The sequence below is a fragment of the Parasaccharibacter apium genome (genome assembly GCF_002917995.1).
Classification (GTDB): domain Bacteria; phylum Pseudomonadota; class Alphaproteobacteria; order Acetobacterales; family Acetobacteraceae; genus Bombella; species Bombella apis.
The window spans coordinates 224278-246092 of record NZ_LMYH01000012.1; the positions used below are offsets into that span (position 1 = coordinate 224278).

The 21815-nt window shown below is 59.5% G+C and carries 18 protein-coding genes and 1 tRNA gene; 5 read left to right on the forward strand and 14 right to left on the reverse strand.

Annotated features, from left to right (window positions below; all coding sequences use genetic code 11):
* Positions 1-64 precede the first annotated feature (64 nt).
* Positions 65-757: a lipoyl(octanoyl) transferase LipB gene (lipB, locus tag ASO19_RS05715; protein ID WP_103765614.1), complete on the forward strand. Its 693-nt coding sequence runs from the start codon at positions 65-67 to the stop codon at positions 755-757.
* Here lipB and ASO19_RS05720 read toward each other — a convergent pair.
* A complete protein-coding gene (locus tag ASO19_RS05720; RefSeq protein ID WP_227449710.1) occupies positions 741-1373 on the reverse strand; it encodes a LolA family protein in 633 nt (210 codons plus the stop codon). The genes lipB and ASO19_RS05720 overlap by 17 nt on opposite strands.
* Positions 1370-1651: a BolA family protein gene (locus tag ASO19_RS05725; protein ID WP_227431452.1), complete on the reverse strand. Its 282-nt coding sequence runs from the start codon at positions 1649-1651 to the stop codon at positions 1370-1372. The genes ASO19_RS05720 and ASO19_RS05725 overlap by 4 nt, the downstream gene beginning before the upstream one ends.
* Positions 1652-1793: 142 nt before the next feature.
* Here ASO19_RS05725 and ASO19_RS05730 point away from each other — a divergent pair, with 142 nt between their 5' ends.
* The 4 genes from ASO19_RS05730 to ASO19_RS05745 all read left to right on the forward strand — a co-directional run bounded on the left by ASO19_RS05730 (position 1794) and on the right by ASO19_RS05745 (position 6281).
* A complete protein-coding gene (locus ASO19_RS05730) occupies positions 1794-2402 on the forward strand; it encodes a J domain-containing protein (RefSeq protein ID WP_043561138.1) in 609 nt (202 codons plus the stop codon).
* Between the two features lie 127 nt (positions 2403-2529).
* A complete protein-coding gene (locus ASO19_RS05735; RefSeq protein WP_043559934.1) occupies positions 2530-3498 on the forward strand; it encodes an AAA family ATPase in 969 nt (322 codons plus the stop codon).
* Positions 3499-3503: 5 nt separating this feature from the next.
* Positions 3504-5330 carry a cobaltochelatase CobT-related protein gene (locus ASO19_RS05740; RefSeq protein ID WP_103765576.1) on the forward strand — a complete coding sequence of 609 codons (1827 nt, stop codon included), beginning with the start codon at positions 3504-3506 and terminating at the stop codon, positions 5328-5330.
* Between the two features lie 54 nt (positions 5331-5384).
* Positions 5385-6281 (forward strand): hypothetical protein, encoded by an 897-nt coding sequence (locus ASO19_RS05745; protein WP_103791304.1) that lies wholly within the window; start codon positions 5385-5387, stop codon positions 6279-6281.
* A 39-nt stretch (positions 6282-6320) separates the two neighbouring features.
* On the opposite strand, the gene dnaE is transcribed toward ASO19_RS05745, so the two are convergent.
* From dnaE to ASO19_RS05805, 12 genes are all read right to left on the reverse strand, one after another.
* A complete protein-coding gene (dnaE, locus tag ASO19_RS05750) occupies positions 6321-9749 on the reverse strand; it encodes a DNA polymerase III subunit alpha (RefSeq protein WP_086431448.1) in 3429 nt (1142 codons plus the stop codon).
* A 47-nt stretch (positions 9750-9796) separates the two neighbouring features.
* Entirely contained in the window at positions 9797-10495 is a 699-nt protein-coding gene (locus tag ASO19_RS05755) for an ABC transporter ATP-binding protein (RefSeq protein WP_043559924.1), read from the reverse strand.
* Positions 10488-11735, reverse strand: coding sequence for a lipoprotein-releasing ABC transporter permease subunit (locus ASO19_RS05760; protein ID WP_043559921.1), 1248 nt, complete (start codon positions 11733-11735; stop codon positions 10488-10490). Before ASO19_RS05760 ends, ASO19_RS05755 begins: the two co-directional genes overlap by 8 nt.
* A 2-nt stretch (positions 11736-11737) precedes the next feature.
* Entirely contained in the window at positions 11738-13054 is a 1317-nt protein-coding gene (gene proS, locus ASO19_RS05765) for a proline--tRNA ligase (protein WP_103765578.1), read from the reverse strand.
* 12 nt (positions 13055-13066) lie between these two features.
* Complete coding sequence (locus ASO19_RS05770; protein WP_043559916.1) at positions 13067-14725, reverse strand: ribonuclease J; 1659 nt, start codon at positions 14723-14725, stop codon at positions 13067-13069.
* 18 nt (positions 14726-14743) lie between these two features.
* Complete coding sequence (locus ASO19_RS05775) at positions 14744-15577, reverse strand: type III pantothenate kinase (protein ID WP_043559914.1); 834 nt, start codon at positions 15575-15577, stop codon at positions 14744-14746.
* Positions 15578-15587: 10 nt separating this feature from the next.
* The gene (locus ASO19_RS05780; RefSeq protein ID WP_103765579.1) at positions 15588-16337 is read right to left on the reverse strand and encodes a biotin--[acetyl-CoA-carboxylase] ligase; all 750 of its coding nucleotides are present in this window, start codon (positions 16335-16337) and stop codon (positions 15588-15590) included.
* A 20-nt stretch (positions 16338-16357) separates the two neighbouring features.
* Positions 16358-16432: transfer RNA gene (locus tag ASO19_RS05785), tRNA-Val, on the reverse strand.
* 92 nt (positions 16433-16524) lie between these two features.
* Positions 16525-16812 carry an HU family DNA-binding protein gene (locus tag ASO19_RS05790; protein WP_043559910.1) on the reverse strand — a complete coding sequence of 96 codons (288 nt, stop codon included), beginning with the start codon at positions 16810-16812 and terminating at the stop codon, positions 16525-16527.
* 126 nt (positions 16813-16938) lie between these two features.
* Positions 16939-19542: an endopeptidase La gene (gene lon, locus ASO19_RS05795; protein WP_086431452.1), complete on the reverse strand. Its 2604-nt coding sequence runs from the start codon at positions 19540-19542 to the stop codon at positions 16939-16941.
* A gap of 171 nt (positions 19543-19713) precedes the next feature.
* Positions 19714-20976, reverse strand: coding sequence for an ATP-dependent Clp protease ATP-binding subunit ClpX (gene clpX / locus ASO19_RS05800; protein ID WP_043559908.1), 1263 nt, complete (start codon positions 20974-20976; stop codon positions 19714-19716).
* A gap of 69 nt (positions 20977-21045) precedes the next feature.
* Positions 21046-21687, reverse strand: coding sequence for an ATP-dependent Clp protease proteolytic subunit (locus ASO19_RS05805; RefSeq protein ID WP_043559905.1), 642 nt, complete (start codon positions 21685-21687; stop codon positions 21046-21048).
* Between the last annotated feature and the right edge of the window lie 128 nt (positions 21688-21815).

Sequence of the window (21815 nt, forward strand, 5' to 3'; positions counted from 1 at the left end):
GTCTGAGGCGTGACCGCTTCGGTGAAATGGCCTATAGCCCATCAGAACAGGGAGGGCAATGGTCATGACACGGTTTTATAAAGAAATTATCTGGCAGGCGGATAAAAAAATCTGCCCATATCCCGAAGCCCTGTCCTTCATGCGCCAGCAGGTAGAGGCCATCCACCATCAGCAGACCCCCCAACGTATCTGGCTGACAGAACACCCCCCCCTCTATACCGCCGGAACCTCTGCCAGGGCTGAAGACCTCATCAACTCTCAGGGCTATCCAACGTTCGAAGCCGGACGGGGTGGCCAGTGGACCTATCACGGTCCCGGACAACGCATCGCCTATGTCATGCTGGACCTCACGCAGCCGCACGGCCCCCTCCCCGCACGGGACATACGGGCCTTCGTCCAGCTGCTGGAACGCTGGCTCATCATGAGCCTTCAGGAGCTGGGAATTGACGCCTTCACCCGGGAAGGCCGTATCGGCGTCTGGTGTTTCGATAGGGAAAGCGGGCTGGAAACCAAGATCGCCGCTCTGGGAATCCGTGTCACACGCTGGGTCAGCTGGCACGGAATTTCACTGAATGTCTCGCCACGACTCAGTGACTTTGACGGGATCATCCCCTGCGGCATCCGGGACTATGGCGTGACCAGCCTGCAACGCTTCAACCCAGCCCTACAGATGGAAGATGCCGACAGGGCCCTGCTGAAAAGCTGGACGGCCCTGTTCGGCCCTGTGATCCATCCAGCTGCTACTCCGGCAGACTGAAGCTGCTTTCGGAAACAGGCTGGTTCTCCTGCACGTCGAACAGGGAGAGACCAAAATGATGGTGACGGGCATCCACCCCCTGTATGCCAACAAGGGTCAGATGGCCACGCACGTCAGAAAACTGGAGGGTCAGCAGCCCCTGGGAAGGATTGTCAGCCTCTGCCACGGAAAGCTGGAGCGATTCTGTCCCACGGGAGACATTCGTCACCTGAACATCCCTGTCAAAACTGACAGGATGACGGAGCAGAAGTCCGAGCGGATTCCGCTTGAGAGAGAGGTGCGTCACGGCACCATTATCAGCATTCCGGAGGACAAACCGACCATCACGGGCCACGGCCCTCATGGCATGAGGAACCTCATACACCATCTCGAACCGTCCGGGCACATAGGTGAAATGTCCATCCCCCTGCTGCTGGGCCGGGCCATCCTGCACAAATGACGCCTGAAGGGACGACAACCCGTTGAGATAGGTCTCCACCCGACGGATATCGTGCCTGTCATTCGTGACAAGATGATCATAGCCTGATGTGGCACACCCCGTGAGACCAGAAACAGCCAACGGAGCCGCCACCATGCCGGCCCAGAACAGCAGGCTGCCTGCCATCATGCGCTTCATGGCTGGCTCTCCCCTTCCAGAGACAGGGAGAGGGCATGAAGGCCCGTCTGGAACTCCCCGGCCAGCAGGTCATTCACAAGCCTGTGTCGGGCCAGGGTCTTCATCCCGTCAAACCGGCGGCTGACGACATGCAGATGATAATGCGTCTCGCCCACCTGCTCCGGCCCCCGGCTTTCCTGGGCCTGGGTACGCATGGCTGCATGATGCCGGTGGCGTGCACTGTCATCCCGTATCTCCAGTATGGACGGGCTCAGGGCCTCCTCCAGTACTGCCCTCATGCGGTCGACTCTTTTCATCGGTTTTCTTCCACGCTCATCCACGGAGTTACAGGTTCCATCTGTCCTGCCCATAACAGGAATCTTTCCCCACCAGGAAAAGGATGCTTGCATCCATGCCAGACCTCTCCCCATATCGTCCATCATGCAATGCAAACCATCCAGACACAAAGCCTTCGCACCGGACCCGGACGCCCCCCAGCAATGCTGCGACCACCCGGACTGTGACAGGCCGGCAGGGTACCGGGCCCCCCGGGGGCGGGACAACCTGCGCAGCTATTACTGGTTCTGCCTGGAGCATGTCCGCCAGTACAATGCCAGCTGGGACTATTACCGGGGCATGACGCCAGGGCAGATCGAACGCCACCTGCGGGAAGATACCTCCTGGCAGCGCCCTTCATGGAAGATGGGCACGCCAGGCAACGATTCGGCACGGGCTTCCTTCACACTGGATGATCTGCATGACCCCCTGGACATCCTGAACCGGCACCGTCGCCCTTCCCGGGCAACCGAAACGAGACGGCAGGCCCCGCCAGCCCTACGTGAGCCCCTGGCCCAGCTTGATCTTGAATGGCCGACCACGCTTGAAATCATCAAGACCCGCTACCGTGTCCTGGCCCGCCGTTATCACCCTGATGCCAACAGGGACGACCCAAGAGCGGAAGAACGCTTCAAGGTCATCGGAACGGCCTACGCCACATTGCGGGACCATTTTGCCAACAGCACTGAGCAGGCAACAGCCGGAGCCGGATAGCTGCCTTGCCTTCCCTGCATCTTTTCATGACCGGGTGATTGTGTAATCGTACCTGTAGAGTCCTTAATAGGATAGACACTCATTCGGTCTTCCATGTACCACCCTACTTAGTGACAGGAATCATGTCATGGCTCTCCCTTCAGCACAGTCCCTCTCCGAGACACTGCCCCAGACACCTGACAGCCTGAAATCCGCCCGGGAGCTGTTTGGGCTCGACCTTGATCTCGAAGTCCCTGTCTGGTCACAGAAGACAGACCATGTCCCCGAGATCGACTCCGCCTACCAGTTCGACCGGGACACGACCCGGGCCATTCTGGCCGGTTTCATGCATAACCGCCGTGTTCTGGTGCAGGGCTTTCACGGGACCGGAAAATCCTCCCATATCGACCAGATCGCCGCACGGCTGAACTGGCCCTGCGTCCGCATCAATCTCGACAGTCACATCTCCCGCATCGACCTCATCGGCAAGGACGCCATCACGCTGGAAGATGGCAAGCAGGTCACGGAATTCCGTGAAGGTCTGCTGCCATGGTGTCTCCAGAATCCATGCAGCCTGATCTTTGACGAATATGATGCCGGCCGGCCCGACGTGATGTTCGTCATCCAGCGCGTGCTGGAAGCCAACGGGGCCCTGACCCTGCTGGACCAGAACCGCGTCATCCACCCACATCCGTCTTTCCGCCTTTTCGCCACGGCCAACACGGTCGGGCTGGGCGATACAACAGGGCTGTATCACGGCACCCAGCAGATCAACCAGGGCCAGATGGACCGCTGGAACATTGTCACCTCCCTGAATTACCTGCCCAAGGAACAGGAAATCCGCATCATCAAGGCCAAGATGGGCGATGCTCTGGAAGAGACCCTCATCGGCCAGATGGTGGAACTGGCCGACCTGAGCCGTGCCGGTTTCATGAACGGAGACATCTCCACCGTCATCTCCCCCCGGACGGTCCTCTCCTGGGCAGAAAACATCACGATCTTCAATGATGTTCCCTTCGCGTTCCGCCTGAGTTTCCTCAACAAATGTGATGAAGCCGAACGCAGCATCGTGGCTGAATATTATCAGCGCTGCTTCAACGCCTCGCCGCTGGGTTAAGTCTCATGTCCGATCCGCACGAACTCTTCCGCAAGGCAACTTTTGCCACGCAGCGCGCCCTGAGTGGTCATCAGGATGTTCCCATGACACCCGCTCTGGCTTCTCTGGAGCGTGCGGCTCTCACTCCCGAGGACAAGACCTATATCCGGGGGGCCACCGATGCCGTGGCCCTGCGCCAGCGTCACCACGACCCGGAAAAACGCATCACCATCCCCGATGCCCAGACCCAGACCATCACCGATGGCATGGAGCAGGCCCGTTGTGAGGTCTATGGGGCCCGCCACATGGCCGGGGTGCAGGCCAATCTGGAAGACTATCTGGGGCGGCGGCTTCATGCCCTCAACAGCGCAAAAATGATTGTGCAGGACGACATGCCCATGCCGCTCGCACTGGAACTGCTGACACGGGAGGCCCTCTCTGGCCGCAAACTGCCGGAAAGCATGACCGGGCCGGCATTGGCCGCATGGCGCCAGTCCCTTACCCCCAGGGCCCGTGAGGCTCTGGCCCGTCTGGCTGACGTGCAGAACGACCAGACACTCTTCAATGAAGCCTCCCAGCGTTTCGTGCATGTTCTTACCTTGAAGGAGACAGACGAAGCCGAAGAAGAGCCGGACCCTTCAAAATCCCGTGGGCAGAGCCAGGACGACCAGACAGAAAGTGGCGAATCCTCTGCCCCTGACCCGGACGGGCAGGAAGAAGAAGACAGCACGGCTGAAGATGCCCCGGCAGCCCTGAGCGACGATTCCGACGAATCAGCAAACCCGGAAGGTCTGTCCTCTGATGAGATGGAAACCATCCTGACAGAGGGTGAAAATGGATACGAACAGCCAGCAGGTCCTTCTGCCCAGCCGGAAGAGGAACGGCCCTGTCCCGTAAAGGGGCTTGGGGGCTATCAGGCCTATACGCAGGAATTTGACGAAGAGGTCCATGCGAGCGATCTCTGCGACCCGGCCGAGCTGGACCTGCTCCGTGAAAGACTGGATGAGCAGCTCCAGCAGACGCAAGGTTTTGTTTCCCGTCTGGCCCATCGGCTGCAACGGAAGCTGCTGGCCCAGCAGCAGCGTCGCTGGCATTTCGATCAGGAAGACGGCATCCTTGATGCAGCCCGTCTGCCCCGCATCATCAGCAACCCCTCCCTGCCACTCTCCTACAAGCAGGAAGGCAAGATCGACTTCCGGGACACGACCGTCACACTGCTGATCGACAATTCAGGCTCCATGCGGGGCCGTCCCATCACGACAGCGGCCATCTGTGGGGACATTCTGGCCCGCACGCTGGAACGTTGCGGCATCAAGGTCGAGGTTCTCGGGTTCACCACACGGACATGGAAGGGCGGAGAAAGCCGTGTGAAATGGACACAGGACGGCAGGCCACCAAAACCGGGACGGTTGAATGATCTACGCCATATCATCTACAAATCGGCAGACACGCCATGGCGGCGGGCACGCCGCAACATCGGCCTCATGCTGCGGGAAGGCCTGCTGAAAGAGAACATCGACGGCGAGGCCCTTCTCTGGGCATGGAAACGCCTGAAACACCGTCCGGAACATCGTCGTATCCTCATGGTGATTTCCGATGGCGCACCAGTCGATGACAGTACCTCCTCCGCCAATGGGCCAGAATATCTGGACCTGCATCTGCACCGTGTCATCCATCAGCTGGAAAATGATCCATCCGGGGAACTGCTGGCCATTGGCATCGGTCATGACGTCACACGATATTACGCCAACAGCGTAACCATCAGTTCAGCCGAAGACCTGGGGGACACCATGGTAGCCCAGCTGACAGCCCTTTTTGCCCCACGCTCTGCCCGGCAGGGACGGAGAGGATAATTTTCCTCTCCCCCATTGTCAGGCGCCCCGGACTCCGCCACTCTCAAAAACATCATGCGACATCATCCTGCCCGTCCTTTCCGCACGCTGGCCGCTGCAGCCGGCCTCTCCCTGCTGGCATTGAGCAGCCAGTCCCTCCTGCCCACGGCAGCGGCCGATACGCTGCCGCACCTTTCGGCGGACTGTTTTACCTACTCTCCCGGCCAGGTCATCAGGACCGGCCATGGCGTAACCATCCAGGGCATGAAGGCCGAGCTGACAGGCACGCAGCACCGCATCTCGGTCGTCTCCGCCACGGCTGTTGACCATAAACAGAAAATGGATGAGGCCGCCCTGACCCGCCTCAATGCGGCGGTCGCCTATGCTGCCCTGACAGCCTATCACCGTGGCATGACGGATGTCTGCTCCACACAGCCTCTGCCCGAAGTGGAAGAGGTGAAAAACACCCTGCCGGAACTGCACTGGAGCGGCATCACCATGACCCGGCCAGACCGGGTCTCCACCGCCAGCTCGGCACATGTGAATGTCCTCAGCACCACACCAACCATTCATGTCGTGTTTGATGCCAGTGGTCTTCATTCCCCCGGTGCCATCCTGCTGCCACCGACCCTGTCCGGCGATGTCAGCTTCACACCGGCAGCCCAGCCCCCCTATCATCTGACCATCAACAGGTTCCAGACCGTCATCAACGGCAGCGATGTGACTGGAACGGGCACGGTCGTGGCAGGTGAAGGAACAAAAAACCTCAAGGCGGATGTTCACCTTTCCATTGGGCGGATCGGCGAAATGATCGATCGGGTCAACAGGGTAGCCCCGACAGAACTCAAAGCCGCCCTGCTCATTGCCCGCTTCATGAGCGCCAGAGAGCCCGACCACCATGTTGGCTGGCACATCGTCGTGAAGAATGGCACCGTCAAGGTCAATGGTGTCGAACTTCCCATCCCCTTCTGATGCCACAGCGCCCCGCCCTGACAGGCGGGGCTTTCTGTTTCAGGCCTGTTCCAGCTTTCTGATTCCTTCCAGTGTGTGCATCTGCTCCGCCAGACGGGGTGTGACACGATAGAAACCCGGCAGCCTGATCTCAATCGCCTGCGTCTCCTCAAGAGTAGGCAACAGCACGACACGCCCCCGCCCGCCCCTGACCTCTGCCAGCATGTCATGAAGGGGGGCCAGAGCTGCCTCATCATCAATCCAGATACGCAGCTCTCCCTGCTCATTGGCTGCGGCTGTTTCCAGGTCCTGCACGCTATTGGCCGTGATACGCAGGGCATCTCCATCCAATTTCAGCTCCGCCTGCACCAGGACAGCCTGCCCAGCCACAAGCATGTCCCGGCAACTCTGCAATGTTTCCGAAAATAACGTGACTTCGCAGCCACCGCTGGCATCCGTCAGGGTGACCCATGCCATCTTCTTGCCGGTCTTGGTGGGACGCTCCTTCTTGTCCACCACACAGCCCGCAATGGAAACACGTGATACACCCTGATGCGCCCTGCTCTCCAGCTGGAGAGCAGGCGTGATCCCCAGTCGGCGCAGCACCTGCCTGTAAGCATCCAGCGGATGGGCACTCATATGGAACCCGATTACCCCGGCCTCATGAGAGAGACGCTCAAAATCCGGCCAGGGACGGACCTTCTTCAACCGCAGGACCTCCCGCAGGCTGCTATCGACACCCCCACCGAACAGACCGGCCTGTCCCACTTCCTTCTCCTGCGCCCGGGACTGCGCCCGCCGCAGGATGATCTCCGCACTGGCAAACACGGTGTGACGGTCTGGCTCCAGACTGTCGAACGCACCTGCCTTGGCCAGACTCTCCATCTGTATCTTGTTGATGTGCCGGGAATCACACCGTTCGGCAAAATCGGTGAGATCGCAGAACGGCTTTTCTCCACGGTCCTGCACCAGCCCTTCCATAGCCACGAAACCAACCCGCTTGACCGCTGCCAGAGCGTAGCGGATGCCCAGCTGCCCGTCCTCCATCCTCTCGATGGAAAAATCGGCCTGGGATTTATTGATGTCCACCGGCAGGACAGGGATCCCCATGCGTCTGGCTTCCTGGCAGAGAGCCGCCAGCTTTTCCGTCTTTTCCCGTGCCAGAGACATGCAGCCTGCCAGGAAGGGAACAGGATGGTTCGCCTTCATCCAGGCCGTCTGATAGGACACGAAGGCATAAGCGGCAGCATGAGACTTGTTGAAGCCATAATTGGCGAATTTGGCCATGAGGTCGAACACCTCTTCGGCTTTCTCGGCAGGGATGCCCCTCTTCGTAGCCCCTTCGCAGAAAATGGCCCGCTGTTTCTCCATCTCCGAGGCGATCTTCTTGCCCATGGCCCGCCGCAGCAGGTCGGCCCCGCCAAGGCTGTAGCCCGCCATCTTCTGGGCAATCTGCATCACCTGTTCCTGATAGACCATGATGCCGTAGGTCTCTTCCAGAATCGGGCGGATTTCCTCGTGAGGCGGCTCCCACGGTGCCCCATGCTTGCGGCGGCAATATTCAGGAATGTTTTCCATCGGGCCGGGGCGGTAGAGCGACACGCCGGCAATCAGGTCTTCCAGACGGCTGGCAGCCATCTGCTTGAGCATGTCCCTCATGCCCGCCCCTTCGAACTGGAACACACCCGCCGTGTCTCCCCGGGCCATCATCTCGAAGGTTTTCTTGTCATCCAGCGGAATATGAGAGAGGTCCACCTCTTCCCCCAGCTCCCGCAGGAAATCGACCCCCCGCTTGAGAATGGTCAGGGTCGTCAGCCCCAGAAAGTCGAACTTGACCAGCCCGGCCTGCTCCACAAACTTCATGTTGTACTGGGTGACCAGCATCTCACTTCGTGGATCGCGGTAGAGAGGCACAAGCTCCACAAGATCACGGTCCCCGATCACCACACCGGCCGCATGGGTCGAGGCATGGCGGTACAATCCCTCCAGCTGAAGGGCGATCTCCAACAGGCGGCGGATCATCTCATCCGTGTCCCGCATCTCCTGAAGCCGGGGTTCTTCCTCAATGGCCTGGGCCAGTGGTGTCGGTTTGGCCGGATTGTTGGGGATCAGCTCCGCCACACGGTTGACCATGCCATAAGGCAGACCCAGCACACGCCCTACGTCCCGCACGGCCGCCTTGGCCTGGAGTTTCCCGAAGGTGATGATCTGCGCCACACGCTCGTGGCCATATTCATTCCGCACGTAGCGGATGACCTCATCCCGCCGGTCCTGACAGAAATCGATATCAAAGTCCGGCATGGATACACGTTCGGGATTCAGGAACCGCTCGAAAAGCAGCCCGAACGGAATGGGATCAATATCCGTGATGGTCAGCGCATAGGCTACCAGTGATCCAGCACCGGACCCACGCCCCGGACCCACCGGAATGTCATGCGCCTTGGCCCACTGGATGAAGTCCGCCACGATGAGGAAGTAACCGGGGAAGCCCATATCGGCTATGATTTTCAGCTCGGTCTCCAGCCGCTCCTCGTACTCGGCCCGACGGTTCTCCCCATCCTTCATGACAGCCAGACGTTTCTCCAGCCCTTCCTGCGCCATGGCCCGCAGGGTTTCCTCTTCCGTGCTGCCTTCACGAACTTTCGGACAGACAGGCAGGAGCGGCTTGCGGGTATTCACCGCCACGGCACAGTGACGGGCGATCACCAGCGTATTGTCGCAGGCCTCCGGCAGGTCATGGAAGAGCTTCCGCATTTCATCCGGAGTCTTGAACCATGCCTGACGGGAAACACGCCAGCGGTCTTCCTCCGCCATGGTACGCCCCTGGGCGATGCAGAGCAGCGCATCGTGCGCCTCATGCAGTTCCGGTCGGGGAAAAAAACATTCATTGGTCGCCACAAGCGGGAGGTCCAGCTCATCGGCCAGAGCGATCAGCTGCGGCTCCGTGATCTCCTCACCAGCTTCATCCAGCCGGTTGATCTCGACGGCCACATACCCCCCAAAGGCCTCCCTGAGACGCTCGAGCATCTGCTTCGCCGCAGCCCTCTGCTCCCCCAGCAGGAGCCGGTTGATCGGCCCCCGGTTGCCACCCGTCAACAGGAACAGCCCACCGGCACGGCTGCACAGCACGTCCAGCGGCATGGACGGGTCTGCCGAATCCCCATTCAGGAAGCCCTGCGTGGAAAGATACTGAAGATTCTCCAGCCCTTCTTCCGTCCGGGCCAGAACGACCAGCGGTTCCGCCGGAACGCCGGGCCTGCCCGAAGCTGACGGCAGGGCCAGCTGGCACCCGATGATGGGCTGCACACCGGCCTTGCGGCAGCTCTGGGAAAATTCCAGCCCGCCAAACATGTTGCCGCTGTCCGTCAGGGCGACGGCGGGCATGGCATTCTTTTTGGCCAGCTCCACAAGCTCGGAGACACGAATCGCCCCCTGGCTGAGGGAATAGGCGGAGTGATTACGGAGATGGACAAAGCTGGCATAGGACATGCCGCCCATTTACCACGCCCCCGCGCCGGGGCGGAATAGAAAACGCCCTACCCCTGAAAAGGAACGATCCGCCCTTCATCCAGCGTGACGGTACGGTCCATCGCCGCCGCCAGAGCCTCATTATGGGTGGCGATCAAAGCCGCCACACCCTCTTCCCGCACCACACGCATCAGCTCGGCGAAGACGAGATCGGCGGTTTTCGTATCCAGATTGCCCGTCGGCTCATCGGCCAGCAGCAGGCTGGGCCGGTTCGCCAGCGCACGGGCGATGGCCGTACGCTGCTGCTCCCCACCGGACATGCGTCCCGGCAGAGCCTCCAGCCGATGGGACAGCCCAAAACGGACCAGCAGGTCTTCTGCCCGCTTCCGGGCCTCGGCAGGTTTCACGCCTGCCGCAAGCTGGGGCAGCATGACATTCTCCACGGCCGTGAATTCCCGCAGCAGATGATGGAACTGATACACGAAGCCGATTTCATCCCGCCGCAAGGCCGTCCGTCCCGCCTCGCCCAGTCTGGATGTGGCCTTCTCCCTGATAAGAACCTCTCCCCTGTCGGGGCGTTCCAGAAGGCCAGCCAGATGCAGCAGCGTGGACTTGCCCGTGCCGCTCGGGGCCACGAGGGCAACCAGCTCACCACTTTTCAGGGAAAGATCAGCCTCCCGGAGAATGTGCAGTTCTTCATCCCCGGAACGGAAGGACCGCCCCAGCTTCTCAAGCGTCAGAACCGTGGTCTGTTTCGTGTCACTCATGACGCAGGGCCTCCACCGGGTCGGTCTTCGCCGCACGCCATGAGGGATACAGCGTGGCCAGCAGGGACAGGGCCAGCGACAGCACGGCGACTTCCACAACCTGCGACCAGACCAGACGGGCCGGCAGCCGGGCCAGGAAATAGACCTCAGGATTGAACAGGTCCGTGCCCGTCAGGGATTCCAGAACGTGACGGATCCGCTCGATGTTCAGGGCGAAGCAGATGCCCAGCCCCGTCCCCACCACGGTCCCCACGACGCCAACAGACGCTCCGCACATGAGGAAAATACGCATCACGCTGCCCCGGCTGGCTCCGAAAGTCCGCAGGACGGCGATGTCCCGTGTCTTGTCCTTGACCATCATGATGAGCGAGGAGATCACGTTGAAGGCCGCCACCAGAATGATGAGCGTAAGGATGAGGAACATCACGTTCTGTTCTACCGTCACGGCATCCAGAAAACCGTTGGCACTCTGTGTCCAGTCCAGCACCTGAAGACGGGGATCATTCAAAGCCTCCGTGATCTGGCGGCTGACCGGCCTGACATTCAGCGGGTCGGAGGTGCTGACCTGCATCAGCGAGACCCCGTCTCCCATCATCAGGAATTTCTGGGAGGCTGCCAGCGGCATGAGAATGATGTTGCTGTTGTAATCATTCCAGTTGGCATCAAAGACCAGGGCCACGTGCAGTTTCCGCACCCGTGGCATCGTGCCGAATGGCGTGGCCTGCCCGTTGGGCGAGAGAATGGTCAGCGACGAACCGACATGCAGCCCGGCCCGCTCGGCCAGCGTGACCCCCACGGCAACGGCGGAATCCCCTTGGAAGTCATCCAGACTGCCTTCCATGATTCCATCGCTGAGAGCCTTCCAGTTCCGCAGGTCCTCCTGTGCCAGCCCTTCCAGCATCGCCCCGGTGGAATAACGCCCCGCCTCCGCAAGGACCGTGCCTTGCGTCATGGGCAGGACCTGCGTCACGCCGGGCACCCTGCGGATCAATGCGGCATCATCCTTGTAGTCCCGGATGACCTGCCCATAGGCATAGACATTCAGGTCTCCATGCAGGCCGAGAATCCGGCCCATGAGGTCGGCCTTGAAGCCGTTCATCACGGCCATGACGATGATGAGCGTCGCCACCCCCAGAGAGATGCCGACAAGGGAGAACAGCGCAATCACCGACGCAAAACGCTCCCCCTTGCGGGCCCTCAGATAACGCAGGGCAACCGTTCGCTCAAACCGCCCGAACATGCTCAGCCAAGCCCCAGTTTCGCCAGAGCTTCATCAAGAGGCAGTTCGCTGCGTTCGCCGGAGGCACGGTGCTTCAGCTCCACCATGCCCGCCTTGGCCCCACGGGGACCAACGATGATCTGCCACGGATGGCCCATCAGGTCGGCATCATTGAATTTCACCCCGGCACGGTCGGACCGGTCATCATAGAGCAGCCCTTCCGGGTCACGGCTATAGATGGATTCACAGAGCTGGTCACACAGTTCGTCACCGGGGCGGAGGTTGAGCAGAACTGCCCGATAGGGAGCCACCTCTTCCGGCCAGATGATCCCGGCCTCATCATGAGACGCCTCGATGATGGCTCCGACCAGACGGGACACCCCGATGCCATAGGACCCCATGTGCGGATGCAGGGGCGCACCATCGGCACCGCTCACTTCCACACCCATGGACTCGGTATATTTCGTGCCGAAATAGAAGATGTGGCCAACCTCGATGCCCCGGCCACCACGACGACGGTCTTCCGGCACGGCCTCCCAGGCGGAAAGGTCATGTTTTTCATCCGTGGCGGAATAGGTCGTCTTCACGATCTCACGGAGTTTCTGAAGGTCTTCCTCCTTCTGCGGGTCCAGGCCGATGCTGTCCCAGTCAATCTCGTCCCAGCCAGCATCATAGAAGACCTCACTCTCCCCTGTCGGAGCAAGAACGAGGAACTCATGGCTCAGCTCGCCACCAATCGGCCCCGTATCGGCCGCCATCGGCACGGCCTGCACACCAAGACGACGGAAAATCTTCAGGTAGGACAGCATGATGCGGTAATAGCTGCTCACCGCATCCTCATAGGACAGGTCGAAACTGTAACCGTCCTTCATGTAGAACTCACGGCCACGCATCACGCCGAAGCGGGGGCGGACCTCGTCCCTGAACTTCCACTGGATGTGGTAGAGCATCTTCGGCAGCTCACGGTAGGATTTCACCGTGCTGCCGAAGAGGTCCGTCACCATTTCCTCATTGGTCGGGCCGTAAAGCATCTCACGCCCGTGCCGGTCCTCAAGACGCAGCATCTCCGGTCCGTACGCATCATAACGGCCGGAACGCCGCCACAGATCGGCGGACTGAACGGTCGGCATCAGGATTTCCTGTCCGCCAATCCGGTCCTGCTCCTGCCGCACGATGGTGGCGATGTTCCGCAGGACACGCAGCCCGGCGGGCAGCCATGTATAGATGCCCGAGGATGTCTGCCGCACAAGCCCCGCCCGCAGCATCAGCCGGTGTGAGGCAATCTGCGCCTCGGCGGGGACTTCTTTCAGAGTAGGCTGGAATGCCTGACTTAACCGCATGTTCTTTTTCCCTCAGACGCGCAGGAGATGGACATCAACCAGCGGACGCTTCCGCAGCTTGCGGCCGAGTGCCCGCCGCAGGGCTGTGCGTGCCACATCCCGGAAGGCCTGATCGTCCTGACGGAATTCATCAGGAATCTCATCAATGGCATAGGCGAATTCTTCACGGATGCGAGTGCTTTCAGGGTCATCCCGCTCCAGAAGACCTGGTGCACTGATGCGTGGTTCGCCAATGACATAGCCCTCATCATCCACGGCAAAGCTGGCCAGCACCACGCCATTGAAAAGCATCCGGCGACGGGCCGCCAGCACACCGCCCGTCATGGGCAGAAGGCGGTCACCATCCAGAGCCAGAAGGCCCGTCGGAGCCGTATCGACCACCTCGACCGGCCCCGGCCCCAGATTGAGGATGTCACCATCCTCCAGCAGCACGGCCTCAGCACCGGCCTCACGGGCCAAAGCCCCGTGGGCTGTCAGATGGCGCCATTCCCCATGGGTGGGAATGCTGTAACGGGGGCGAACAAGGCTGTAGAGATGGCGGATATCCCCACCCGTTGCATGGCCGGATGTATGCACCATGCCATCCTTGTCCGTCAGCACGGTCACGCCACGGCGTGTCAGATTGTCCTGCACCGTCATGACGGCCTGCTCATTCCCCGGAATGACACGGGAGCTGTAAATCACCGTGTCCCCTTCCCCCAGGGAAATGGTGGAATGAGTATCACAGGCGATACGAGACAGGGCGGAGCGGGCCTCACCCTGGCTCCCCGTAATGATCATCAGCAGGTTTTCATCAGGAACATCCTTGATGTCATATTCCGTCAGGAAAGGCGGCAGATCGGCAAAGTAGCCACATTCCCGGGCGGCGGCCTCCAGATTGCGCAGGGAGCGTCCCACCACCATCACCTCACGGCCAGAAGCGAGCGCAGCCTTGGCGATGCTCTCCACACGGGCCACGTTGCTGGCGAAGCACGTCACGGCCACACGTCCTTCCAGCCCGGCAATCATTTCCGTCAGGCCGACACGGACATCCGCCTCAGACTGGGACCGCCCCTCCTTCATGACATTGGTGCTGTCACCCACCATGGCCAGCACGCCTTCATCACCCAATGCACGGAAGGCATCCTCGTCCGTCACGGGGCCGACAAGCGGAGTCGGGTCCAGCTTCCAGTCCCCGGTATGAATGACAATGCCATACGGACTGCGAATGGCGACGGACTGGGCTTCCACAATGGAGTGGGTTACCGGGATGAACTGGAGATCGAACGGCCCGACCTCAAACCGGGAACCCGGCATGATGATGTGGATGACGACCTGGTTCTGAAGGTTCGCCTCGCTCAGCTTGCGCCGCAGCACGGCTGCCGTGAACGGCGTGGCGTAGACAGGACAGCGCATCTGCCGCCAGAGGTGGGCTACAGCCCCCACATGGTCCTCATGGGCGTGGGTAATGACCAGCCCGTGCAGACTGTCTTTCCGTTCTGCGATGAAGGTCGGATCGGACATCAGCACGTCGGCTTCCGGCGTATCATTGCCGGAGAAGCCGATGCCACAATCTATGGCCAGCCAGTGTTCCTCACCATTTTCGCGCAGGCGGTACAGGTTGAAATTCATGCCGATCTCGCCCGTCCCTCCCAAGGGAAGGAAGGCAAAATCACTCTTCTGGTCTGTCATAAACGCATCAGTTCCTGTTCAAGAATTATCAGGGTGCCCGAAGGCGGTATGGGCCTGTTGCCCGGAAAAATCGGTGATGAAACGGTCCCTGTTCTGCCCGGCCAGGAGGCGCAGTCCCTCCAGCGTCAGGTCGGGTGCCACTTCATCAAATAACGTTGTCCCCTCGGAGAAGAGCGGAGCCAGACCGCCCGTCGCCACAACCCGGGGACGTCCATCCATCTCACCGGCAATGCGGTGAACAATCCCTTCGACCAGACCTACATACCCCCAGAAGAGGCCTGATCGCATCGCAACACTTGTGCTGCGGCCTATTGCTTCCACCGGCCGGCCAACACTGACACGGGGCAGACGGGCCGCTGCCTGATGCAGGGCATCCATCGAGAGATTGACCCCCGGTGCAATCGCTCCACCGCAATAGCGGCCCCGAGCATCGACAACATCGAAGGTTGTCGCCGTACCAAAATCCACAACCACCAGCGGGCCCCCGCCGTAAAGCTGCCGGGCGGCAAGGCCGTTCAGCAGGCGGTCAGCCCCAAGCTCTGCCGGCGTATCCACCAGCACATCCATGTTCCAGTCCAGCTCATGATTGGCCACAAGAGGCTCCACATGCAGCCAGCTACGGCACAGGCGCCGCAGATCATACAACGCAGCCGGAACCACCGTCCCGATAATGGCCTGCGTTACACAATCCGGACCCAGACCTGCCCGTTCCATCAAGGCCAGCAGCCAGACGGCATATTCATCCGCCGTTCTGCGATCATCCGTCGAGATGCGCCAGCGTCCTACCCATGCTTCGCCATCATGAACGGCAAAAACCACATTTGTATTGCCAGCATCAATGACGAGCAGCACATCCCCTCCCTTACTCACAGATCACATCACCCGTCACGACCGAGGTCATGCCACCATCGTCCAGTGCGAGCAGAAGATGTCCCTGCGCATCAAGCCCGGCGAATTGTCCTGCTACTTCCCTACCATGTCTTCGAAGGATCAGTCGAGTACCCAGAGGATGAGCACGCTCCATCCAGCTCTCCCAGATCGCACCGTTGCCCTCACGCTGCCAGCGTTCCATCCATCCATCGAACGCTCGCACGATGGCCTGGGCGCAGGCCTGGGCATCCGGCGGAGAGCAGACCTCGGAAAGGGCTGCGAGTGTCCGGCCTTCCATGATCGGAGCCTGCCACAGATTGGCCCCCATGCCTATGACCGCCCAACAGGGCAGCCCCTTTGCCCCGGCTGCCAGAAAACCGGTTTCAATCAGAATACCTGCCATTTTCCGGCCTGAAAGCAGAAGATCGTTCGGCCATTTCAGCCATAGCGAGGCTGAAGCCTCCCCCGACAGATCCGCTGCGGCCACGAGCCCATCACGAAGGGCCAGAGCCACCATATAGGGCAGAACCGCCCGCATGGCCTGATTTTCGGAAAAACGGAAAAGAAAGGAAAATGCCAGATTTCCCTCGCCACTCTGCCAGCTGCGCCCCCGGCTTCCCCGGGCTGCGCTCTGTCGCTCTGCCACAACGGCCAGCCTGTCTTCTTCGCCGGCTTCAGCCCGTTTCCGACAGAGATCGGAAGTGGATGCCAGCGTTTCATGATATTCGAAACGCCAGGTCATAAAAAAACTTGAATGTAAGATGGTGGGCAATGACGGGATCGAACCGCCGACCCTCTCGGTGTAAACGAGACGCTCTACCGCTGAGCTAATTGCCCGCCCCGGTTTATAGGCAAAAGCCTCACGGAGCGCAACGGGGAATTCTCATTTTTTTTCAGAAAATTATCTTCCCCGTTTCCACGATGCCAGCTTACTTGCTGACGGCATCCTTCAGGCCCTTGCCCGGCTTGAAACGCACGGACGTGGAAGCCGGAATGTCGATCTCTTCACCCGTACGCGGGTTGCGGCCCTTGGCAGCCTTGCGGGTGGCTGTCACGAAGCTGCCAAAGCCTACCAGGCGAACTTCCTGCCCCTTGGCCAGGGTCTTCTCGATGGTGCCGAACACGGCATCCACGACATCACCAGCCTTCGCCTTGGGAAGATCAGCGGCCTCGGCAACGGAAGCAATGAGTTCCTGCTTGTTCAGAGGTTTCTCCATGGTAAGCCTTTCAACGTTTGGTGAGACAGCCTCGCAAAGAGGCCAGAATCACATATTGCGATTTACACCTGCACTATGAAGCGGTTTTCGTCCGCGTCAACAGCCTGAAGCCAAGAATACCCTTACTTAATGTTGAATTGAGCGAGAAATTCCTTCCCCGTTCACTTTCTTGGCACTCCTGCCCGCCATCTGCCCCGCTGCCAAAGCCTTCGGCGGCTCTGTCAAGGCAATATTCAGCACTTCATCCATATGCTGGACGGGAATGATCTGTAACCCTTCTTTCACATTTTCAGGAATCTCAGCCAGGTCCTTGACATTCATTTCCGGGATGAGAACCGTCTTGATGCCAGCCCGCAGAGCTGCGAGCAGCTTCTCCTTCAACCCACCAATCTCCAGAACACGGCCACGCAGGGTCACCTCCCCCGTCATGGCAACATCATGCCGGACCGGGATGCGTGTCAGCACACTGACGAGAGACGTGGTCAGCGCTGAACCCGCAGAAGGGCCATCCTTCGGCACGGCCCCCTCTGGCAGGTGCACGTGAATGTCCGTTTTCTCAAGCACGGCCGGGTCGATACCGAATGTCTCGGCACGGGACTTCACATAGGAGAAAGCCGCAGACACGCTCTCCTTCATCACATCACCAAGCTTGCCGGTATGACGGATCGTGCCCTTGCCCGGCATGGTCAGGCTCTCGATGGTCAGGATCTCTCCGCCAACCTGTGTCCAGGCCAGGCCCGTCACGATACCGATCTGATCCTCCTGATCAGCCTCACCATGACGGTAACGTGGGACACCGGCATAAACCTCCAGCGTCTCTGGCGTCACCTCGATCTTTTTCACCTTGCCAGACAGAATCTCACGCACGGCCTTACGCGCCAGACGGGCGATCATCCTCTCCAGACTGCGCACCCCGGCTTCCCGTGTATAAGACCGGATAAGCGCCAGAAGAGCCTCGTCTGTCACGTGCCATTCACCAGGCTTCAGATTATGCTCTTTCGCCTGCTTGGCCAGCAGATGCCTCTTGGCGATCTCCAGCTTCTCCTGTTCCGTATATCCAGAAAGGCGGATGATCTCCATGCGGTCCAGCAACGGCTGGGGCATGTCGAGAGAATTGGCCGTGGCGATGAACATGATGTCAGAAAGATCATATTCCACCTCGAGGTAATGGTCCCCGAACGTGTTGTTCTGTTCCGGGTCCAGCACCTCCAGCAGGGCGGAAGACGGATCCCCCCGCCAGTCCGACCCCAGCTTGTCCACCTCATCCAGCAGGAAGAGTGGATTGCTCACCCCGGCCTTCTTGATACCCTGGACAATCTTGCCCGGCATGGCACCGATATAGGTCCGTCTGTGACCACGTATCTCGGATTCATCCTTCATCCCCCCAAGGGAAATGCGGACATATTTCCGCCCTGTCGCCCTGGCGATGGACCGTGCCAGAGAGGTCTTGCCAACACCCGGAGGGCCAACCAGACAGAGGATCGGCCCCTTCAGCTTCTTCGCACGGCTCTGGACGGCCAGATACTCGAGGACACGTTCCTTGATCTTCTCCAACCCATAGTGATCAGCCTCAAGAACGTCTTCCGCCTTCTGGAGGGATTTTGCCAGTTTGGAGCGTTTCTTCCATGGCAGGCTGACCAGCCAGTCCAGATAACTGCGGACCACTGTGCCCTCGGCAGACATGGGGCTCATGCTCCGCAGCTTTTTCAGCTCGCCACGGGCCTTCTCCCTGGCTTCCTGGCTTAGCCCCTGCGTTTCGATCTTCTCTTCGATCTCGGCAAGTTCGTCACGGCCATCCTCGCCTTCACCCAGTTCTTTCTGAATGGCCTTCATCTGCTCATTCAGATAATACTCCCGCTGGGTTTTCTCCATCTGCTTCTTCACACGGCTGCGGATACGCTTCTCCACCTGAAGAACGTCTATTTCCGCTTCCATCCCCGCAAAGACACGCTCCAGCCTCTCCTCCACGGAGAGGGTTTCCAGCAGCTCCTGCCGTTCCGGAATCCGCAGGTTGAGGTGGCTGGCAATCGTATCCGCCAGACGGGACGGATCCTCCAGATGGCTGACCGAGGCCAGTACCTCCGGCGCCACCTTCTTGTTCAGCCGGGCATAATCCTCAAACCGTTTTACGGCAGAACGGGCCAGAGCTTCACGTTCCCCACCACGGGCACCCAGCTCATCAGGAAGGTCTTCCACAGAGCTCTGAAAATAGCCATCCTGCTCCTTCAGGCCAACAAGACGGACACGGCGCAGCCCTTCCACCAGAACCTTCACCGTACCATCGGGCAATTTCAGAAGCTGGAGGACGCTGGCAACCGTCCCGATGCGGAACACATCATCAACAGTCGGCTCATCTTTGCCCACATCTTTCTGGGACACGAGAATGATCTCACGGACATCCTCCGGCATCTGCTCCAGAGCATGGATTGATTTCTCACGTCCCACAAAGAGTGGAACAATCATGTGTGGGAAGACGACAATATTCCGCAGGGGCAACACCGGCATGACAGGCGCTTCCTTCCGGGGCGACTGAGCGGCCACTGTAGCCTTGCCGCTTTCAGCCTTGGAGGACGCAGCCTTCCTGCGAGGAGCCGCAGAAGCCTTGGCCTCTCCATCTTTACGGGTAGCAGACGTGGAAGCCGTACGCCGCGTCCGGGCGACGCTACCCTTGTCGGCATCCTTGGCAGCAGTCTTGCGGCGGGCTGTCTTTGGTTTCTTTTCGTCACTCATGCTTCAGGATCTCCATAACGGACGATCAAACCCCCGCCGCCCTGAAAAAGTGGCACGGCAAGGGGCTCTTTCATTCTGTATCTCTATGTGGGGTATCAAGGCACAAGGGACAATACCCCTGTCGCTGCGAAGCGCTGGCAGATGATGGAAATCTGCCAGCATCCGCCTCTTTCAGTCCGCCTGTTTTTCTTCCTCAGCCTGCTGGCCATGAACATAGACAGGCTCTGCACGGCCTTCCGCCACATCCCGGGTGACGACAACCTTGTCGACATTCTTCCGGCCTGGAAGGTCAAACATCGTTTCCATCAGGATTTTTTCCATGATGGAACGCAGCCCCCGGGCCCCGGTCTGCCGCTCGATGGCACGGGCAGCAATCCCCTTGATGGCCTCTTCCTCAAACTCCAGCTCCACCCCTTCCATCTGGAAGAGACGCTGATACTGCTTGACCAGAGCATTTTTCGGCTCTGTCAGAATCTGGACGAGAGCGGCCTCATCAAGGTCATTCAGCGTGGCGATGACCGGCAGACGACCAATGAATTCCGGAATCAGGCCGTATTTCATGAGGTCTTCCGGCTCGATATCCTTGAGGATATCTCCCAGCTTGCGGTCATCCTCGGAGCGCACATCCGCCCCAAAACCAATGCCACTGCCCTTGCCACGGGCACTGATGACCTTGTCCAGCCCGGCAAAGGCCCCGCCACAGATGAAGAGCATGTTGGTCGTATCGACCTGCACGAACTCCTGCTGCGGATGCTTGCGCCCTCCCTGCGGAGGAACGGAGGCCACCGTGCCTTCCATCAGCTTCAGCAGAGCCTGCTGCACGCCTTCACCAGAGACATCCCGGGTGATGGACGGATTCTCCGCCTTGCGGGAAATCTTGTCGATCTCATCAATATAGACAATGCCACGCTGGGCACGTTCAACATTATAGTCACAGGCCTGAAGCAGCTTGAGGATGATGTTCTCAACATCCTCTCCCACATAGCCAGCTTCTGTCAGTGTCGTGGCATCGGCCATGGTGAAGGGAACGTCCAGAATGCGGGCCAGTGTCTGGGCCAGCAGGGTCTTCCCCGTTCCCGTCGGACCGATCAGCATGATGTTGGCCTTACCGATCTCGACATCACCAGCCTTTTCGGACTGCTCCAGCCGCTTGTAATGATTATGCACAGCCACCGAAAGCACCTTCTTGGCTTCACTCTGGCCAATGACATAATCATTGAGTATCTGGCAGATTTCCCGTGGAGTTGGCACCCCTTCACCACTGGTCACAGGGCCTGTGTTCCGCTCCTCACGGATGATGTCCGTGCACAGTTCAACACATTCATTACAGATGAATACGGTTGGCCCGGCAATGAGTTTCTTCACCTCATGCTGGGATTTCCCACAGAATGAACAATAAAGCGTATTCTTTGAATCGCTATCTTTTCCGCTCATTACAGCTCCTCAAACCCGTATGGGAGACGGGTATGTTCAGACCCCTGAATGCCCTGTTCAACAATCAGATCAGGCCCTTTTCTTCTCCGCGGGATGACGTGTCACAACCTCATCCACCAGCCCGAACTCCTTGGCCTCCGCAGCAGAGAGATAACGGTCACGCTCCAGCGCCTCCTCGATTTCCTCCAGCGCACGCCCTGTATGCTCACGGTAGATCTCATTCAGCCGGCGACGGATATGCAGGATTTCACGGGCCTGAATTTCGATGTCCGAAGCCTGCCCCTGCGCTCCACCGGAAGGCTGGTGGACCATGACACGGGCATTGGGCAGGCAGAAACGACGGCCCGCCTCACCGGCAGCCAACAGCAGTGACCCCATGGACGCTGCCTGACCGATACAGACCGTACTGACCGGTGAACGGATATACTGCATGGTGTCGTACATCGCCAGACCGGCAGAGACGACCCCACCAGGGCTGTTGATATAGAAAGAGATTTCCTTGGTCGGGCTGACACTCTCAAGATAGAGCAGCTGCGCACAGATCAGAGACGAGACCTGGTCATAGACCGGGCCTGTCAGAAAAATGATACGCTCCTGCAAAAGCCGGGAATAGATGTCGAAAGAGCGCTCACCCCTTGAGGTCTGCTCCACCACCATTGGAACAAGAGTGTTATTGAACACGTCCAGAGGATTACGGTCTTCAATGCCCATAGGTATTTTCCTTTACAACTCCCCCTAGCCTAGCACACCCTCTTTGCCCGTGTCTTCGCACAGAATGGACTAATATCAGAGGAATCTTCCTGCCAAGAGCAAAAAAAAGGGGCAGCGGCTGCTGCCCC

What these genes read in the sequence shown, in the direction of transcription:
- ASO19_RS05755 (WP_043559924.1), bottom strand. Translation starts at nt 10,495, where the DNA reads ATGAGTGACACGAAACAGACCACGGTTCTGACGCTTGAGAAGCTGGGG.
- ASO19_RS05770 (WP_043559916.1), bottom strand. Translation starts at nt 14,725, where the DNA reads ATGACAGACCAGAAGAGTGATTTTGCCTTCCTTCCCTTGGGAGGGACG.
- ASO19_RS05745 (WP_103791304.1), top strand. Translation starts at nt 5,385, where the DNA reads ATGCGACATCATCCTGCCCGTCCTTTCCGCACGCTGGCCGCTGCAGCC.
- ASO19_RS05790 (WP_043559910.1), bottom strand. Translation starts at nt 16,812, where the DNA reads ATGGAGAAACCTCTGAACAAGCAGGAACTCATTGCTTCCGTTGCCGAG.
- proS (WP_103765578.1), bottom strand. Translation starts at nt 13,054, where the DNA reads ATGCGGTTAAGTCAGGCATTCCAGCCTACTCTGAAAGAAGTCCCCGCC.
- ASO19_RS05730 (WP_043561138.1), top strand. Translation starts at nt 1,794, where the DNA reads ATGCAATGCAAACCATCCAGACACAAAGCCTTCGCACCGGACCCGGAC.
- ASO19_RS05720 (WP_227449710.1), bottom strand. Translation starts at nt 1,373, where the DNA reads ATGAAGCGCATGATGGCAGGCAGCCTGCTGTTCTGGGCCGGCATGGTG.
- lon (WP_086431452.1), bottom strand. Translation starts at nt 19,542, where the DNA reads ATGAGTGACGAAAAGAAACCAAAGACAGCCCGCCGCAAGACTGCTGCC.
- ASO19_RS05805 (WP_043559905.1), bottom strand. Translation starts at nt 21,687, where the DNA reads ATGGGCATTGAAGACCGTAATCCTCTGGACGTGTTCAATAACACTCTT.
- dnaE (WP_086431448.1), bottom strand. Translation starts at nt 9,749, where the DNA reads ATGTCCTATGCCAGCTTTGTCCATCTCCGTAATCACTCCGCCTATTCC.
- clpX (WP_043559908.1), bottom strand. Translation starts at nt 20,976, where the DNA reads ATGAGCGGAAAAGATAGCGATTCAAAGAATACGCTTTATTGTTCATTC.
- ASO19_RS05760 (WP_043559921.1), bottom strand. Translation starts at nt 11,735, where the DNA reads ATGTTCGGGCGGTTTGAGCGAACGGTTGCCCTGCGTTATCTGAGGGCC.
- lipB (WP_103765614.1), top strand. Translation starts at nt 65, where the DNA reads ATGACACGGTTTTATAAAGAAATTATCTGGCAGGCGGATAAAAAAATC.
- ASO19_RS05725 (WP_227431452.1), bottom strand. Translation starts at nt 1,651, where the DNA reads ATGAGGGCAGTACTGGAGGAGGCCCTGAGCCCGTCCATACTGGAGATA.
- ASO19_RS05740 (WP_103765576.1), top strand. Translation starts at nt 3,504, where the DNA reads ATGTCCGATCCGCACGAACTCTTCCGCAAGGCAACTTTTGCCACGCAG.
- ASO19_RS05780 (WP_103765579.1), bottom strand. Translation starts at nt 16,337, where the DNA reads ATGACCTGGCGTTTCGAATATCATGAAACGCTGGCATCCACTTCCGAT.
- ASO19_RS05735 (WP_043559934.1), top strand. Translation starts at nt 2,530, where the DNA reads ATGGCTCTCCCTTCAGCACAGTCCCTCTCCGAGACACTGCCCCAGACA.